The 14,284-nt window shown below is 71.4% G+C and carries 15 protein-coding genes and 1 pseudogene; 9 read left to right on the top strand and 7 right to left on the bottom strand.

Annotation, left to right across the window (positions count from 1 at the left end):
- Positions 1-26 precede the first annotated feature (26 nt).
- Complete coding sequence (locus tag IE332_RS15245) at positions 27-905, top strand: glycosyltransferase family 2 protein (RefSeq protein WP_189916387.1); 879 nt, start codon at positions 27-29, stop codon at positions 903-905.
- 22 nt (positions 906-927) lie between these two features.
- Here IE332_RS15245 and IE332_RS15240 read toward each other — a convergent pair whose 3' ends face one another.
- Genes IE332_RS15240 through IE332_RS15230 form a run of 3 tightly spaced genes read right to left on the bottom strand, consistent with a single transcriptional unit; the run spans position 928 to position 4,191 of the window.
- Positions 928-2,067 carry a DegT/DnrJ/EryC1/StrS family aminotransferase gene (locus tag IE332_RS15240; protein WP_229928615.1) on the bottom strand — a complete coding sequence of 380 codons (1,140 nt, stop codon included), beginning with the start codon at positions 2,065-2,067 and terminating at the stop codon, positions 928-930.
- Positions 2,064-3,119: an NAD-dependent epimerase/dehydratase family protein gene (locus tag IE332_RS15235; protein WP_189916386.1), complete on the bottom strand. Its 1,056-nt coding sequence runs from the start codon at positions 3,117-3,119 to the stop codon at positions 2,064-2,066. Before IE332_RS15235 ends, IE332_RS15240 begins: the two co-directional genes overlap by 4 nt.
- Positions 3,120-3,138: 19 nt before the next feature.
- On the bottom strand, positions 3,139-4,191 hold the full coding sequence (locus IE332_RS15230; protein ID WP_189916385.1) for an NAD-dependent epimerase/dehydratase family protein: 1,053 nt from the start codon (positions 4,189-4,191) through the stop codon (positions 3,139-3,141).
- A gap of 125 nt (positions 4,192-4,316) precedes the next feature.
- Between IE332_RS15230 and IE332_RS15225 the strand changes: the two genes are divergently transcribed.
- The 6 genes and pseudogenes from IE332_RS15225 (at position 4,317) to IE332_RS15200 (ending at position 8,458) form a co-directional block, all read left to right on the top strand.
- Positions 4,317-5,672 carry an NsdA family TPR-like regulatory protein gene (locus IE332_RS15225; protein WP_189916384.1) on the top strand — a complete coding sequence of 452 codons (1,356 nt, stop codon included), beginning with the start codon at positions 4,317-4,319 and terminating at the stop codon, positions 5,670-5,672.
- A 529-nt stretch (positions 5,673-6,201) separates the two neighbouring features.
- A pseudogene (locus IE332_RS42370) lies at positions 6,202-6,300 on the top strand (Gfo/Idh/MocA family oxidoreductase); the annotation flags it as partial.
- Positions 6,294-6,785, top strand: coding sequence for a DegT/DnrJ/EryC1/StrS family aminotransferase (locus tag IE332_RS42365; protein WP_373313742.1), 492 nt, complete (start codon positions 6,294-6,296; stop codon positions 6,783-6,785). The pseudogene IE332_RS42370 and the gene IE332_RS42365, both read left to right, overlap by 7 nt.
- Positions 6,782-7,222 (top strand): NUDIX domain-containing protein, encoded by a 441-nt coding sequence (locus IE332_RS15210; protein WP_189916383.1) that lies wholly within the window; start codon positions 6,782-6,784, stop codon positions 7,220-7,222. Before IE332_RS42365 ends, IE332_RS15210 begins: the two co-directional genes overlap by 4 nt.
- A 374-nt stretch (positions 7,223-7,596) precedes the next feature.
- Positions 7,597-8,070, top strand: a complete 474-nt coding sequence (locus tag IE332_RS15205; RefSeq protein ID WP_189916382.1) for an NUDIX domain-containing protein — start codon at positions 7,597-7,599, stop codon at positions 8,068-8,070.
- A 37-nt stretch (positions 8,071-8,107) separates the two neighbouring features.
- Complete coding sequence (locus tag IE332_RS15200; RefSeq protein ID WP_189916381.1) at positions 8,108-8,458, top strand: GNAT family N-acetyltransferase; 351 nt, start codon at positions 8,108-8,110, stop codon at positions 8,456-8,458.
- Positions 8,459-8,626: 168 nt separating this feature from the next.
- Here IE332_RS15200 and IE332_RS15195 read toward each other — a convergent pair whose 3' ends face one another.
- A complete protein-coding gene (locus IE332_RS15195; protein ID WP_189916380.1) occupies positions 8,627-9,496 on the bottom strand; it encodes a hypothetical protein in 870 nt (289 codons plus the stop codon).
- Between the two features lie 143 nt (positions 9,497-9,639).
- Here IE332_RS15195 and IE332_RS15190 point away from each other — a divergent pair, with 143 nt between their 5' ends.
- Positions 9,640-10,053, top strand: a complete 414-nt coding sequence (locus IE332_RS15190; RefSeq protein ID WP_189916379.1) for an NUDIX hydrolase — start codon at positions 9,640-9,642, stop codon at positions 10,051-10,053.
- An 80-nt stretch (positions 10,054-10,133) separates the two neighbouring features.
- On the opposite strand, the gene IE332_RS15185 is transcribed toward IE332_RS15190, so the two are convergent.
- Positions 10,134-10,355 carry a hypothetical protein gene (locus tag IE332_RS15185; protein ID WP_189916378.1) on the bottom strand — a complete coding sequence of 74 codons (222 nt, stop codon included), beginning with the start codon at positions 10,353-10,355 and terminating at the stop codon, positions 10,134-10,136.
- Between the two features lie 100 nt (positions 10,356-10,455).
- Positions 10,456-11,790, bottom strand: coding sequence for an MFS transporter (locus tag IE332_RS15180; RefSeq protein ID WP_189916377.1), 1,335 nt, complete (start codon positions 11,788-11,790; stop codon positions 10,456-10,458).
- Positions 11,791-12,115: 325 nt separating this feature from the next.
- On the opposite strand from IE332_RS15180, the gene IE332_RS15175 reads away from it, so the two are divergent.
- Entirely contained in the window at positions 12,116-13,732 is a 1,617-nt protein-coding gene (locus IE332_RS15175) for a hypothetical protein (protein WP_189916376.1), read from the top strand.
- A 49-nt stretch (positions 13,733-13,781) separates the two neighbouring features.
- Here IE332_RS15175 and IE332_RS15170 read toward each other — a convergent pair whose 3' ends face one another.
- Positions 13,782-14,261: a VOC family protein gene (locus IE332_RS15170; protein ID WP_189916375.1), complete on the bottom strand. Its 480-nt coding sequence runs from the start codon at positions 14,259-14,261 to the stop codon at positions 13,782-13,784.
- Positions 14,262-14,284: the final 23 nt, after the last annotated feature.

Raw genomic sequence — 14,284 nt, 5'->3', positions numbered from 1 at the left:
GAAGGTTCCTCGAAGGGTCGGGTGCGATGGGCGTCACACTGGGCGTGGTGGTGCTGACGATGGGAAACCGGCCTGCGGAGCTGGCGGCGCTGCTGGAGTCGGTACGGGCCCAGGACGGCGGCGACAGCGGCGTTCGGACCGTCGTGCTCGGGCAGGGCGTGAAGCTGCCCGAGTTGCCGGAGTGGGTGGACGCGGTGGAGCTGCCGGAGAACCTCGGCATCCCCGGGGGCCGCAACGCCGGCGTCGAGCGGCTGCGCGAGCTGGGCGGCACGGACGTGCTGGTCGTCCTGGACGACGACGGGCTGCTGCCCCGCACCGACACGTTCCGGCTGATCCGGGATGCCTTCGAGCGGGACTCGGAGCTGGGCATCGTCAGCTTCCGGATCGCGGATGAGACCGGGTTCACCCAGCGCCGCCACGTGCCGCGCTTCGGCGAGAGCGATCCGCTGAAGTCCGGTCCGGTCACGACGTTCCTGGGTGGCGGGCACGCCATCCGTATGAGCGTGATCGACCAGGTCGGCCTGTTCCCCGCCGAGTTCTTCTACGCGCACGAGGAGACCGACTTCGCCTGGCGCGCCCTGGACGCGGGCTGGCGGATCGACTACCGCGCCGACCTGGTGCTGCAGCACCCCCGTACCGACCCGGCCCGGCACGCCGCCTACTACCGGATGACGGCCCGGAACCGGGTGTGGCTGGCCAAGCGCCACCTGCCCGCCCCTCTGGTGCCGGTCTACCTCACCTCCTGGGCGCTGTACACGCTGGTCCGCCGGCCGCCCATGTCCGGGCTCAAGGCGTGGTGGTCGGGGTTCTTCGAGGGTGTTCGGGTGCCGTGCCCGCCGCGGCGGCCGATGCGGTGGAGCACGGTGTGGCGGATGACGCGGCTGGGCCGGCCGCCGGTGATCTGACAGCCGGCCCGGCACGCGGGGGTCAGCACCAGACAGCGTGGGCGGCGTCGATGACACGCTGCACGTCCGCAGCTGTCATCGCCGGGTAGCAGGGCAGGGAGAGCTGCTGGGTGGCGATCTGCTCGGTGATGGGCAGGTGGCAGTCCAGGTGGCGGTACGCGGCGAAGTGGTGCACCGGCTTGAAGTGCACGCTGGTGCCGATCCCGTGGTCGTTCAGGAGCATCTCGGCCACCATGTCCCGGGTCAGGCCGCCCGCCGGTTCGATCAGGACCGGGTAGAGGAACCAGCCGTGCCGGACGCCGTCCGCGACGATGGGTAGCCGCAGGCCGGGCAGGTTGGCGAGGGACCGGTCGTAGGAGGCGGCGATCAGGGCTCGGCGGGCGGTGAAGTCGGGCAGCTTCTGGAACTGCTGGAGGCCGACCGCGGCCGTGATGTCCGGCATCGTGTACTTCAGGCCCGGCACGGTGACCTCGTAGTCGGCGGTGTTCCGTTTGCCGTGCCGTTGCCACACGGAGGTGTCGATGCCGTGCCGGCCGAGCAGGCGGGCGGCCTGGACGAGGTCGGCGCGCCCGACGATCATCCCGCCTTCGCCACAGGTGATGACCTTGTTGGCGTAGAAGGAGAACACCGCCAGGTCGCCGACGCTGCCGGCCCGCAGGCCGTCGCGCCAGGCGTGCAGAGCGTGGGCGGCGTCCTCGATCAGGACCATGCCATGGTCGTCGGCAAGCTTGCGGAAGGCCAGGAGATCGCAGGGCTGGCCGCCGTAGTGCATGACCACGACGGCCTTCGTCCTGGAGGTGATCGCCTGCTCGGCCGCCCCGGGGTCGATGGTGAGGGTGACCTGATCGACCTCGGTGAACACCGGTCTGGCGCCGCACTGGACGATGGCGTTCGGGGCCGCGCAGAAGGTCAGGCTCGGTGTGATCACCTCGTCGCCCGGCTTGATCCCGGCCGCCAGCAGAGCCAGGTGAAGCGCGGCGGTGCACGAGGAGACCGCGAACGCGTCCTCGACGCCGAGTTCGGCCTTCACCGCTTCCTCGAACCGGCCGGCCTTAGGGCCGTGGGTGAGCCAGCCCGAGCGCAGGGTGTCCATGACCTCGGCTTCCTCTTCCTGCCCGAGCAAGGGCCGGTTCCACGGCAGGAACGGGGCGACGGTGGTCACGGCCGCCCCCACACGGCGGTGTAATCGGCCAGGTAGCGCCGGCACTCGGGAGCGCGCACACTCCGCACCTTGCCCGCGGCGAGAGCCGCCGCCAGGCCCCGGTGGTTGTCGTACTGGGGCTCCTCCGGGTCGGTGATCTGACGGTTCGCCAAGAGGTCGGCGATCTCCTGCACGCCGTCCTTGAGGGTGGTGGAGCACGTCCCGGGGAGGTGCTGCTGGAGCCGGCTGAAGCTCACCCGGTAGTCGCGGGCGTCGGCTTCGTCGCGCTCCGGGCCGCGCTGGATCCTCGATCCGGGCACGATGGCGGCCACGGTCTCGGCGACATCGGCGATGGTGTGGTTCTCCTGGTCACTGCCGATGTTCCACGCCCCGGTCAGATCCTTGTCCAGAACGGCGGCGAGCACCCTGGCGACGTCGCCGATGTGGACGAGGGGCCGGCGCTGGGCGCCTCCGTTGAGGGGGATGCGTCCGGTGGCGACGGCGCGCGAGGCCATGGAGTTGACCACGGAGTCCAGGCGCTGACGGGGCGAGGAACCGTGGACGGTCGCCAGCCGAAGGCTCGTCAATGCGGTGACTTCGCCGAGCACGTCGGGCAGGCGCCGTTCGGCGAGGACTTTGGTCCGGGCGTAGATGCCCAGCGGGTTGGGCTCGGTGTCTTCGTCCACGGTGCCTTCGCGCTGGCCGTAGACGCTGCACGAGGAGAAGAACACGTACTGACCGACGCCCGCGCTGGCGGCGGCCTCGGCGGCGACCATCGGGGCGGCGTAGTTCAGTTCGACGGCCAACTCCTCGTCCAGCCGGCAGGCCGGCTCTCCGACGATCCCGCCGAGGTGCACGACGGCGTTCGCGCCGTCGCAGACCCCAGCCAGCAGCTCGGGGTCACGCACGTCCCCGGGGACGAACGTGGCGGCGCTGGGCAGGAGCTGGCCGGGGTCGTCCCCGCGGTTGTAGATCAGGCCGTCCACGACGGTGACATGGTGGCCGAGCGAGACGAGGCGGTGGGAGGCGACGGAGCCGATGTATCCGGCTCCGCCGAGCAGCACGACGCGCATGGGGTGAAGGTCCCTTCGTTCAGGCGGCCGAGACGGCGGTGGTCGTCGCGGTGAACCAGTCCGGGACGGCACCCGGGGTGGTGTTGAGCCAGTGCACGTAGCGGTCGATGCCTTCGGTGAGGGTGATGGCGGGACGCCAACCGAGCAGGTCGGCGGACCGGCGGGTGTCGGCGAACCCTCCACGCGGGTCGCCCTCGGGCATCGGCGTCACGACAGAGGCGGCCTCGGGATAGTGGGTGGCGATCAGGTCGGCGATCCGCCGGACCGAGGTGGGGATGCCGGTGCCGACGTTGATGGTCTGCCCGGCAGCCCGGTCGATGGCGAGGGCGAGGACGGTGGCGTGTGCGATGTCCTCGACGTGGACCATGTCGCGGACCTGGTGGCCGCCGCCGTTGAGCCTCATCGGCCGGCCGGTGTGGGCGGACAGGGCCAGCCAGGGCACCATCCAGGAGTGCGAGCCGGGCTTGGGGATCTGCGGGTCGCCGTAGACCGAGAAGTACCGGACGATCGAGTACTCGGTGCCGCTGCCTCCGAGCATCAGTCGCACCTGGTGCTCGCCCCAGAGCTTGGTGTTGGCGTACACGGAGATCGGGGTCAGCGGCTGGTTCTCGGTGAATCGCGCCGTGCCGTCCTCGGCGGGGGTGCCGTCGCCGTAGACGGAGGCGGAGGAGACGAAGACCAGCCGCTTCACCGGCGAGGCCGCCACGGCGTCCAGGACGATCTGGGTGCCGTGCACGTTGGCGGCGAACGCGATGTCGGGTCGGCGGGTGCAGGCGGCGACATCGGCGTACGCGGCGGCGTGGATCACGTAGTCCGCGCGGCCCGCGAGCCACTTCACGGTGGCCCGCTCACGAACGTCGCCGAGCACGACCTGGGCGCTGTGGCGGTCCACCTGGAACAGGTCCCGCACCGGGTGCGGGTAGGCGTCGAACCGGTCCAGGACGATCGGTGTGGCGCCGCAGGCGGCGAGTTGAGCGACGATGCGGCTGCCGACCAGGCCACCGCCTCCGGTGACCAGAACGCTGGCCCCGGTCAGCTCACGAAGGCGCGGGTCGCGGTACACGTCGGCCATGAGGCATCAACCTCCTCTGAGGTGCGGGTTTATGCAGTCAGTGAACAGCCGACCACGCTCCGGCGGTACGGTGATGGCCCGCTCATCCTGTTCAATCTGTTCAAGATCAGCTTTGGGGGCGCGAGTTGACTGGGAGTAAGCAGCCGAACCAACAACTGGCGGCCGTCATCGCGGAAGCCGGCTGTACATACGAAGTTCTGGCCAAGGCGGTCCGCGGCGTCGCGGCGGAGGCCGGCGAGACCCTGCACACCTCGCGGTCGGCCGTGCTCTCCTGGGTCCGGGGCGGCACCCCGACCGGCAAAACCGCGGCCTACCTCGCCGAGGCCCTGTCCAGAGTGGCGAAGCGCCAGGTGACGACCGCCGAGATCGGTCTAGGCTTCCCGGCCATCGGGGAGGCCATGCCCCCTGACCCTCTGGCAACCGCTGCCGACCTCGGGAGGCTTGTCATGTTCCACCGCCGCGACTTCCTCGCCCTCGCCTTCGCCACCGCCACCGTCGGGCTCCCGCTCACCTACGACCACCAGGCCGTCGCCGCCACCCTGCGCACCGCGAAGGGCAGCCGTAGGGCCGGAGCCGAAGAGGTTTCCACCGTCCGACAGCTCACCGAGATGTTCAGGACCGCCGACGAGAAACTGGGCGGTGGCCACGGGCTGTCCACCGTCTCGTCCTACCTGGCGGATGCCGTCGTGCCGATGCTCCAGGCCACGTTCCCGTCCGAGGAGGTCCGGCGGAGCGCGTACGGAGCGGCAGCCGAGCTCGCCACCCTGATCGGATGGAAGTGCCACGATCTGGGCCGCGAGGGCGCCTCCCAGCGGTTCTATCTCCTCGCCTACCAGCTCGCCTGCGAGTGTGACCCCGCAGGCCATGGAGCCTGGACGATGCGAGCCCTGACCCACCAGGCCCTCGACCTGAACCAGACCACGCACTGCGTCGAGCTGGCCGAAGCCGCGCTCTCACGGGCGCAGGGGAAAGTCGACCGGAAGACAGAGGCATTGCTGCTGGTGACGGCCGCCCGGGCCTACGGCGCAAGCGGCCAGAGCAAGAACGCCGCCGGGGCACTCCTGGCCGCCGAGGACGCCATGCTCGCCGCCGACGACGGCGTGCCATCCTACGCGGCCGCGTCCGGCCCGGTTGCGGCCACCGTGGCATCGCACACGGGCAAGACCCTGACCGGGATGAAGGACCACGGAGCCGCTGAACGGCACTACCGCAGGGCGCTTGAGGACCGCGTCCCGGCGACGTACCAGCGGGTTCGCGGTCTGACCATCGCGAACCTCGCCAAGTCTGTCGCCGCCCAACACCGCCATGAGGAAGCCGTCGTCCTCTGGAATCAGTGCTTGGACCTCATGGACGGCGTGGCATCCGACCGAAACCAGAAGGAGCTGAAAACGGTGCGCTCAGCCATGGCCGTCTACAGCAGGCGCGGAATCCCCGGAGCCCCCGAACTCGCTCAGCGAGCTGCCGAACTCGCGTCTGGGTGACCACCCATAGAGCTGGTGGTCACACAAGCGACACCATGGATTTCGTCCGCATCGACGCCTGGCTCGCCGACACGCCCCGCGTCCGCGCCTCCATCCGGCAGCACTTCGCCCGCTGGATCACATTCAGCGGGCGGGGGCGAGACCCATTGTCTTGACCTGTTCCGGAGGCCGCCTCCGGCGCTGGGCCCTTGTCGGCTTCCGGCAGGTACTCGCCGTGCTTCATCAGCGCCGCGTGCCGCCGGGTGGGGCGGCACGCGGTGAGGGCGGGGGCGGGCACCCGCCGGGAGGCGGGTGGGGGGTGGATGGTGGGGAACGGTGGGGGAACTGCTCAGCGGAGCTGATGATGCGCGGGTGTTCGCCCGGTGGCGGGAATGCCGCTGCCCGGGACTTCCGAAGGGGGACGTCCCGGGCAGCGGCGCTTCGGGTGTGCGGGTCAGGCATGGCGGGGCTTGCGGCCACGGCGGACATGCTGAACGCCATGAGGCCGGACTTCGTGATCGTCGCGGTCCCGCACCACCCAGGCTGAGCCGTGATCGAGGAGTGCGCGTCCCGGGGCGTGCACGTGCTCAAGGAGAAGCCGTTCGCGACCTCCCCGGAGGAGGCCCGCGAGCTCGCGACGATCTGCGAACGTGGGTCGGTGGAGATCAGCTCGGACGGCTTGATGGATACCTCGCGGGCCGGGCCGAGATCGCCGACTACCTCACCGCCGAGTTCGCCCGGCTCCCCGGCTTCTCGGTCAGGCCGATGCCCGATGGGGTGGTTCCGTCTTGGTACGGGTTGACGCTCACCTACCACCCCGGCGAGCTCGGTGGCTTGAGCATCGAGCGTTTCCATCAGGCCTTGGTCGCTGAGGGCGCCACCGAGTTCGACCGACCCGGCTCCACCTGCCCTCTGAACCAACTGCCGCTCTACCAGGGCCCGGCGATGCTGTTCCCCGGCCACCCGCTCTCCCACCGCGCGTACAGGACCAGGGACTTCCCGGTCGCCGAACACGCGCACGCGCACACGATCAAGCTCCCGGTCTGGCATCGTGAAGAGGATCGTCCTCTGGCCGAGCAGTACATCCGCGCGGCCATCAAGGTGAGCGATCACCACAAGGAGCTGTTGCAATGACCTCCCCCTTCGCCGATCCCGCCTTCGCCCCTGGCCTGCTCCTCGACGCCCAGGAGGCTGGGGTCACTCGCTTCGTCGTTGCCGCGGTCGTCATGGACGGGGACCGTGTCCTCCTCCTGCGCCGGCCTGCCGACGACTTCATGCCGGGCCTGTGGGAACTGCCGTCGGGAAAGGTTGAGACGGGCGAGGACTTCGAGAGCGCCCTTCTGCGGGAGACCGCGGAGGAGACCGGCCTCACGATCAACCAGGTCGTCTCCTACCTCGGGCAGTTCGATTACACCTCCAAGAGCGGCTCCCGCACCCGTCAGCTCACCTTCGAGGTCACCGTCGAGGAGACCACCCCGCTCACTCTCACCGAGCACGACGACCACAGCTGGGCCGACCGCAGCGATCTGCCGGGCGTGAGCGACGAGGTTCGGAAGCTGATCGTTCGCTGACTGGCCGGCCGCTGGCCATGCACCTGGTCGTGCTAGCCGTAGATGTTGCCAGTGAGGGCCTGGAGGCCGTCCCGGCAGCCGGGGCGGCCTCCAGGTGTTCCTGCAGAACGGGGACTCTCTCCTGGCGGGGCGGCACGAGGCCAGGGCCGGGGCGGGCACCCGCCGGGAGGCGGGTGGGGGGTGGATGGTGGGGAACGGTGGTAGAGCTGCTCAAGGGAGCAGATCGCGCGCGGGTGTTCGCCCGGTGGCGGGAATGCCGCTGCCCGGGACTTCGGGGGAAGTCCCGGGCAGCGGCATTTGGGTGTTCGGTCAGAGGCGTCGCCCAGCGGCTCCAGATCGTCGCGTGACGCGGCTGGGCGGCTACAGTCGTCGCCATGAGCGACTCCCCGTCCCACGAGGTCGTGGCCCAGCCCCGCACAGCCGCCGGGGTGCTCTTCTTCGACGAGGACAACCGTGTCCTCCTCGTGAAGCCGACCTACAAGCCCGGCTGGGAGATCCCCGGCGGCTACCTGCATGCCGGTGAGACCCCGAGCGAGGGCGCGGCCCGGGAGGTCAAGGAGGAACTCGGTATCACTCCGCCGATCGGCTGCCTGCTCGTCGCCGACTGGGCGCCCCATCCCACCGAGGGCGACAAGCTCCTCTTCGTCTTCGACGGTGGCGTCCTCCCGACTGGCGAGCTCGACAACATCACCGTCGACCAGGTGGAGATCGGCGAATACGCCTTCCACACCACCGACCAGCTCGACACACTCCTCATCCCTCGCCTCGCCCGCCGCGTCCACGCGGCGTGCGTCGCCAGGGCGAAGTCAGAGACCGTCTACCTGGAACACGGAGCGACCCGCCCGTAACTGCGCGGCGACAACATCCGCTTCACCGCCCACGGCCTTGCCCGAGGTACCGGTCGGGTACGCCTACGGCAACACGATCGAGGCGGGCGACCGGTACTGGAAGCGCATGGCCGAGCCCCTTCCGGACGGCTACACCGAGGCCCCGGCCCTGGCCATCAAGGAGATCGGCGTCCGGATCCCATGGCGGGGCACGGGTGCCGCCCGCCGGATCCACGACGGCCTGCTGCGCCGCCGGCCCGAGGAGCGTGTCACCCTTCTGGTCAACCCGCTCGCAGGGGACGGCAAGGTCCAGCGGCTCTACGAGACCTGGGGCTACCAGGCGTTCAACGTGCAACAGCCGTCTCCGGACTCGCCCCGGCTGACCGCGATGATTCGCCCGATCCACTGAGCCTGGGGTGGCGGCGCCTGGTGGTACGCGCCGATGTTGCCGTGCTTGCTGCGTGTTGTGACCGTCAGCGCTATTTGGCGAACCCCTCATGACGATCACAGCTGTTGGTCGTCCGAGTCGGCCACCCCGCCGTTGCATGGCACGGCGGGGCGCACCGTCAGCTTCGGTCTACTCGGATTCTTCTGCTTCTGCGGGGATCGTCCAACGCAGCAGGGTGGTGGTGCCGTGCTGTTCCAGAGTGACTGCGTAGACCTGGTTCCAGGCTCGTTCGCCGTGGTGGCGCATGGAGTGGTCGCCGGGATCCCAGCCCAAGCCGAGGACCTGGCATCCGTCGATCTCGATCTGTCCGGCGAGCAGGGGGTGGGTCTGGCCGGCCCGGTCGAGGAGGTGGAAGTGGGTGTGCGCGTCTACGGAGACCATCAGGCCGGTGCGGGGTCCTTCTGCCAGCCAAGTTTGGAGCCGGCCGGCGAACTCGTGGGCTTCGTGCAGGGGGAGGTCGAGGCGCCCGTAGGGCCCCTTGACCTCGTACCGGGGTGTCCGTTCGCCGCCGAAGCGGGCGTGGGCGTCGTCCTCGTACTTTCCCCAGTACGTGACGTCGGCGAGTCCGTCGATCGACTCGCCCGGCAGCCCGACGAACGAGTCGAGGGCGCGGGCGTCGCCGAGGACCATGCCGCACCGGTCGATCGGCAGGTCACCGAGTCGGATCGGCTCTCCGTCGGGGTCGCCCGGCCAGGGCACGCCGAGGTCGACCTCCAGGACCGTGACGACCGGCCCGTCGTACGACTCCCCCGTTTCGGCGCGCACCTTCAGCGGCCGGTCGGCAGCGGCCGGCACCGCGACCGCCTCGCAGGACCAGTCCCGGCTCGGGCCGTCCGCGGGCTCGTGCAGATGGCCACCGCCCTGCTTCGCGGCGGCCAGTGCCCGTACGGACAACGGGTCGCCGAGCTCGGACCAGTGGTCGATCCAGCCGGCCATGCCCAGGACCAGCACACCGGACGGCGCGGTGACGACTCCCAGGTCGACAGAGGTTTCGCTCATCCGCTGATTCAACCAAAACGGACTGTCACGGACAGCGACGGGTGCCCTGATCGCCAACTATCGCTGACAACCGCCAACTATCGCTCGGTGGCCCGCTTCATCGAGCCCGATACGACCTTCCCGCCCATCCTGGAGGAGCAGACGTGACACAGCAGACTGCGGAGGAACGCCCGGGCATTGCCGCCGCGATCGTGGTCCACGAAGGCCGCGTCCTGATGGTCCGGCGGCGGGTCAGTGAGGGCCAGCTCTTCTGGCAGTTCCCGGCCGGTGAGATCGAAGCAGGCGAGTCGCCCGAGGCGGCGGCCGTTCGCGAGACGGCAGAGGAGACCGGACTGGGTGTGGCCGCCGTCAAGCTCCTGGGCGAGCGGGTGCACCCGAAGACCGGCCGACTGATGTCGTACGCGGCCTGCGAGGTCGTCAGCGGCACCGCCGAGGTGGTGGACACGGATGAGCTGGACGCCCTCGCGTGGGTGGCCCTCGCCGAGATTCCCGAGTACGTGCCGTACGGGCTGTTCGAGCCGGTACAGGCGTACCTGGACATCGCGCTCGTTGCCTGACCACCAGCTCCATGGGTGACCACCCATGGAGCTGGTGGTCGTGCCCGCACCTCTCACGTGGCAGCACTCCGCCCGCTGGATCACATCCAGCGGGCGGAGGCGAAACCCACCATTTCGACCTGTTCCGGAGGCCGCCCCCGGCAGTCGGGGACGGCCTCCGGGCCCTTGTCGGCTTCCGGCAGGTACTCGCCGTGCTTCATCAGCGCCGCGTGCCGCCTGGCGGGGCGGCACGCGGTGAGGGCGGGGGCAGGCACCCGCCGGAAGGCGGGGGGATGGTGGAGAACGGTGGTGGAGCCGCTCAACGGAGCAGATGATGCGCGGGTGTTCGCCCGGTGGCGGGAATGCCGCTGCCCGGGACTTCCGAAGAGGAAGTCCCGGGCAGCGGCGCTTCGGGTGTGCGGGTCAGGCGAGGTGCTTGGGTTTGCGGGCGACGGCGAGGGCCAGGGCGGCGCAGAGCACGGCGGCGAGGGTGGCGAAGCCGCTGACGGCGGGGAGGAGGCCGTAGGCCTGGACGAGGGCGCCGACGATGACGATGGGCAGGGAGCTGCCGAGGTAGACGATCACCCAGAGGGCGGAGAGCTCGGAGCCGCGGCGTTCCGGGTTCAGGGCGGCGACGGCGGTGGTGAACAGGGAGCGGAAGGCGACGCCCTGGCAGGCGCCGCCGAGGACGCTGCCGATGAACAGCAGGGCCGGGGTGCCGGTGTACCCGGCGGCGACCACCAGGGCGAGGCCGGTGGCCAGGCCGGTCATGCCGAGGGCGATCACCAGGCGGTCCGAGGTCGGCGGGACGATCAGCTGGGCGGCGGCCGAGGAGCCGAGCAGCAGGGCGGCCACGATCGCGCCGGTCAGGTGCGAGGGGGAGTGCAGCAGCTTGGCGGCGAAGGCCGGGGCCAGGCTGAGGTAGACGCCGAAGACCGCGTAGGAGATGAAGCCCGCGGAGGCGGCGAGCAGGAACTCGCGCCGGCCGGTGCGCGGCAGCCGCAGGCGCTGCGGGCGCAGGTGGGCCGGGGTGGTGATCCGGGGCGGGGAGGCCGGCGGGCGGTTGCGGCCGGGCATCCGCGGGTGGACCAGGGCCAGCGGTACGCAGAGCGCGAGCAGGGCGATGGCGTGCAGCAGGAACGGCGTGAGCAGCGGGTCCGAGCCGCCGGCCAGCAGGGCGCCGACGACGGGGCCGAGCGCCACGCCCCCGGCGGAGCAGGCCAGGGTGAGCTTGGCGGCCAGTGTCGGGTGGTCGGGCAGCAGGTCGCCGAGGGCGGCACCGGCGGCGCCGGTGGACAGGCCGACGGCGACGCCCTGGACGGCGCGGCCGACCGCCAGCTGCCAGAAGCTGCCGGAGGTGGCGAAGACGACGTCGCCCGCGGCGGCCAGTGCGACGGCGGGCAGGATCAGGGCGCGTCGGCCGAGGTGGTCGGACCAGTGGCCGACCGCGGCCAGTACGGGGACCAGTGCGAACACGTAGATCGTGAAGAGGATCGTGGTGTCGAGGGGACCGAGCCCGAGGCGCTGCTGGAGCAGCGGGTAGATCGGCGTCGCCAGGTTGGCACCGATCAGCATCAGCAGCAGGGCGGTCGAGACCAGGCCGACGCGGACTCCGCGGAGCGCGTTCCAGCGGCTGATCGCGGCGAGCTGGAGCTGGGCGCGCGGCGCGAGCTCCAGGGGGAGCAGGGCCTCCGACAGTCGGCGTCCGTCGAGCTGCGCGGTGCGCAGGCCGGAGCCGGCGGGGGAGAGGTCCGCCATGTGAGGGGTCTCCTGTGGCAGGGCACCACCGGGTCGGCGGGGTATGCCGGCGCGCCCGTCCTGAGGCGCTGTGGTGGTGGCCGCGGTGCGGGGCTCCCAGGTGGAGCGGATGAGCTGAGGATCGGGGCTTCGTTGCCCCGGCGGTCCGCGCGGGGTGTGCGCGATACCAGATCGAAGGATAAGGGGTGGGCGCACGTATACGGCGCGCGCCCCTGTGTGCGCCCCTTGCGGCCGGGCATCGGGGGTGTCACACCTATACGCTGAGGTGGTAGATCGGTACGCGGAGCTGTTTGGGCTGACCGCTGGCTGAGGGAGAGCGCAAACGATGGCCGGACGACGTCGGAAGAACGCCGGGGCTTCGGGGGGAGAGGGTGCGGCCGAGACGGTGCTGCCCGCCGATCTGGAGCTGGAGGACCTCTACGGGGCGTTCGCCGCGCACGGGCTGGACGACGAGGACCTGGACGACGCGGCGGTGCTGGTGCCGCCGGTGAAGCTGCCCCCCGAGGGGGAGCTGGCCGAGCAGGCGAAGGCCGTCCCGATGTTCGGGTACGCGCTGACGCTGGCCCGCTGGGCCGCCCCGCACCGGGCGGTGGACGAGTTCGGCGACCTGGTGGAGGAGGACCGGGCCCCCGCCGCGCGGCTGCTCGGCCTGGCCCCGGCCGAGGGCGAGGTGGCGGAGGAGGCCGAGGTCGAGGCGCTGCGGGCCTGGTCGCTGGCCTGCGACCTGGACCTGGTGGAGCTGGGCACCACCGCGGAGGGCGAGCACGTCGCCGTCCCCGGCCCGGACCTGGAGCCCGCCGAGCAGGGTGATCCGGAGACCGTCCTGGAGCTGTGGCTGACCGCCGCCGGGATCGTCCGGGAGCTGGCCGTGGAGGCGGACTCGCTGCCGGAGGAGCACGGCGAGGCGGAGGAAGCGCCGGCGGAGGAGGAGGACGAGGACGGGCTCTCCGAGGTCGAGGAGGCCAGGGACGAGGCCGCCGAGCTGCTGGACGAGGCGCTGCAGGTGCTCTACGAGACCACCGCCTTCGCCGACCCGGGCAACGAGACCGTGCCGCTCGGCGTGCTGGCCGCGCTGCTGGTGGTGCCGGAGGGCGAGGAGCCGAGCGAGGAGCTGCTGGGCGACATCACCGACGTGATGGTCGCGCTGGACCCGATGCTGGGCGACCTGGCCGAGCTCGGCCTGCTGGACTACCGCCCGATCGACCCGGACCTGTTCGACGAGGAGGAGGGCGACGGGTCCGCCGTCGTCGGCGAGGAGCCGCTGGACGAGGAGGAGTCGGCCCGCTTCGGGCTGGTCCGGCTCACCCCGCTCGGCCAGTACGGCATCCGGCAGTGGCTGCTGGAGGACGGCTACGACGCGCCGCTGGTCGGCGAGCTGGCCCAGGGCGACGCGGCCGAGCTGCTGCGCGGGGTGTGCGAGTCGGCCAACGTGCTGCCCGAGGAGGAGCTGCGGGTGTGGACCGCCGGCCGGGAGCCGGTGGCGGCGGCGGGTGAGCTGCTCGCGGCGGCGCGCGGCGGCGACGCGTACGGCCCGCTGCGGCGGATGCTGTGCGTCTCGGCGCTCGACCTGCTCGGTCCGGGCGCCGAGCCGGCCGTCCGGGAGGTGCTGGACGACCCGGAGCTGGGCGGCGCGGCGCGGGCCTGGCTGACCGCGCAGGGCGCGACGGACGTGCCGGCGCCGGCCCGGGCGGTGGCGCTGTGGACGGTGGTCGACACCTTCGCGGCCCAGCTGCTGGACAACGGCGGTGACGCCGAGCTGCTGCGCGACCTGGTCACGGACCTTCCGGTCAAGGGCGATCCGGCGACCTGGTTCGGGGAGCTGTGGCGGGTCGACCACCCGTACACGGCGGACGTCCTGGAGGCGATCGGGGAGCTGCACCTGGACCGGGCGGTGGCCAAGGAGGCGCGCAAGGCGGCCTTCAAGGCGCGCTCCAAGAACTGAGGCGAGGGGCCCCGGGGCGGGGGAGGCCCGTGGCCTACGGGCTGCGGGCCTACTGCGGGAGGTCCAGCGAGCCGTCCTCGGTGAAGGGGAAGAACGGGTTGTGGGCCAGCTCCCAGAGGTGGCCGTCCGGGTCCTCGAAGTAGCCGGAGTAGCCGCCCCAGCCGGTCGGGACCGGCGGCTTGACCAGCACGGCGCCGGCCTCGACGGCCGTCGTCATCGCGGCGTCCACCAGCGCGGGGGACTCCAGGTTCACCGCGAGGGTGACGCCGCGGAAGGACGGCTCGCCGGTGGCGGGAACGCCCGCGTCGGCGGCCAGCTCGTCGGTGGGGAAGAGGCCGAGCACCGAGTCCGCGGTGCGGAACCAGACGATCTCCGGGCTGGAGGCGGTGGAGCGCCGCCAGCCGAGGTCCTCGTAGAAGCGGGCGCTGCGGTCGAGGTCGGAGACGCCGAGGGTGACGATGCTGATCCTGGCGGGGAAGGCGCCGGGTGCCGTGGTGCCGTCCGGGGTGGTGCTGCTCTGTGCTGTCATGCCGCCAGGTTAGGGAGGGCTGC

The sequence above is a fragment of the Kitasatospora xanthocidica genome, assembly GCF_014656195.1.
GTDB lineage: Bacteria > Actinomycetota > Actinomycetes > Streptomycetales > Streptomycetaceae > Kitasatospora > Kitasatospora xanthocidica.
Note: the sequence above shows the minus strand (reverse complement) of the source record. Positions and strands in the feature narration are given on the sequence as shown.

Coding starts and splice junctions, on each gene's coding strand:
- IE332_RS15210 (WP_189916383.1), top strand. CDS start 6,782: ATGACCTCCCCCTTCGCCGATCCCGCCTTCGCCCCTGGCCTGCTCCTC.
- IE332_RS15170 (WP_189916375.1), bottom strand. CDS start 14,261: ATGACAGCACAGAGCAGCACCACCCCGGACGGCACCACGGCACCCGGC.
- IE332_RS15175 (WP_189916376.1), top strand. CDS start 12,116: ATGGCCGGACGACGTCGGAAGAACGCCGGGGCTTCGGGGGGAGAGGGT.
- IE332_RS15180 (WP_189916377.1), bottom strand. CDS start 11,790: ATGGCGGACCTCTCCCCCGCCGGCTCCGGCCTGCGCACCGCGCAGCTC.
- IE332_RS15205 (WP_189916382.1), top strand. CDS start 7,597: ATGAGCGACTCCCCGTCCCACGAGGTCGTGGCCCAGCCCCGCACAGCC.
- IE332_RS15245 (WP_189916387.1), top strand. CDS start 27: ATGGGCGTCACACTGGGCGTGGTGGTGCTGACGATGGGAAACCGGCCT.
- IE332_RS15195 (WP_189916380.1), bottom strand. CDS start 9,496: ATGAGCGAAACCTCTGTCGACCTGGGAGTCGTCACCGCGCCGTCCGGT.
- IE332_RS15235 (WP_189916386.1), bottom strand. CDS start 3,119: ATGCGCGTCGTGCTGCTCGGCGGAGCCGGATACATCGGCTCCGTCGCC.
- IE332_RS15230 (WP_189916385.1), bottom strand. CDS start 4,191: ATGGCCGACGTGTACCGCGACCCGCGCCTTCGTGAGCTGACCGGGGCC.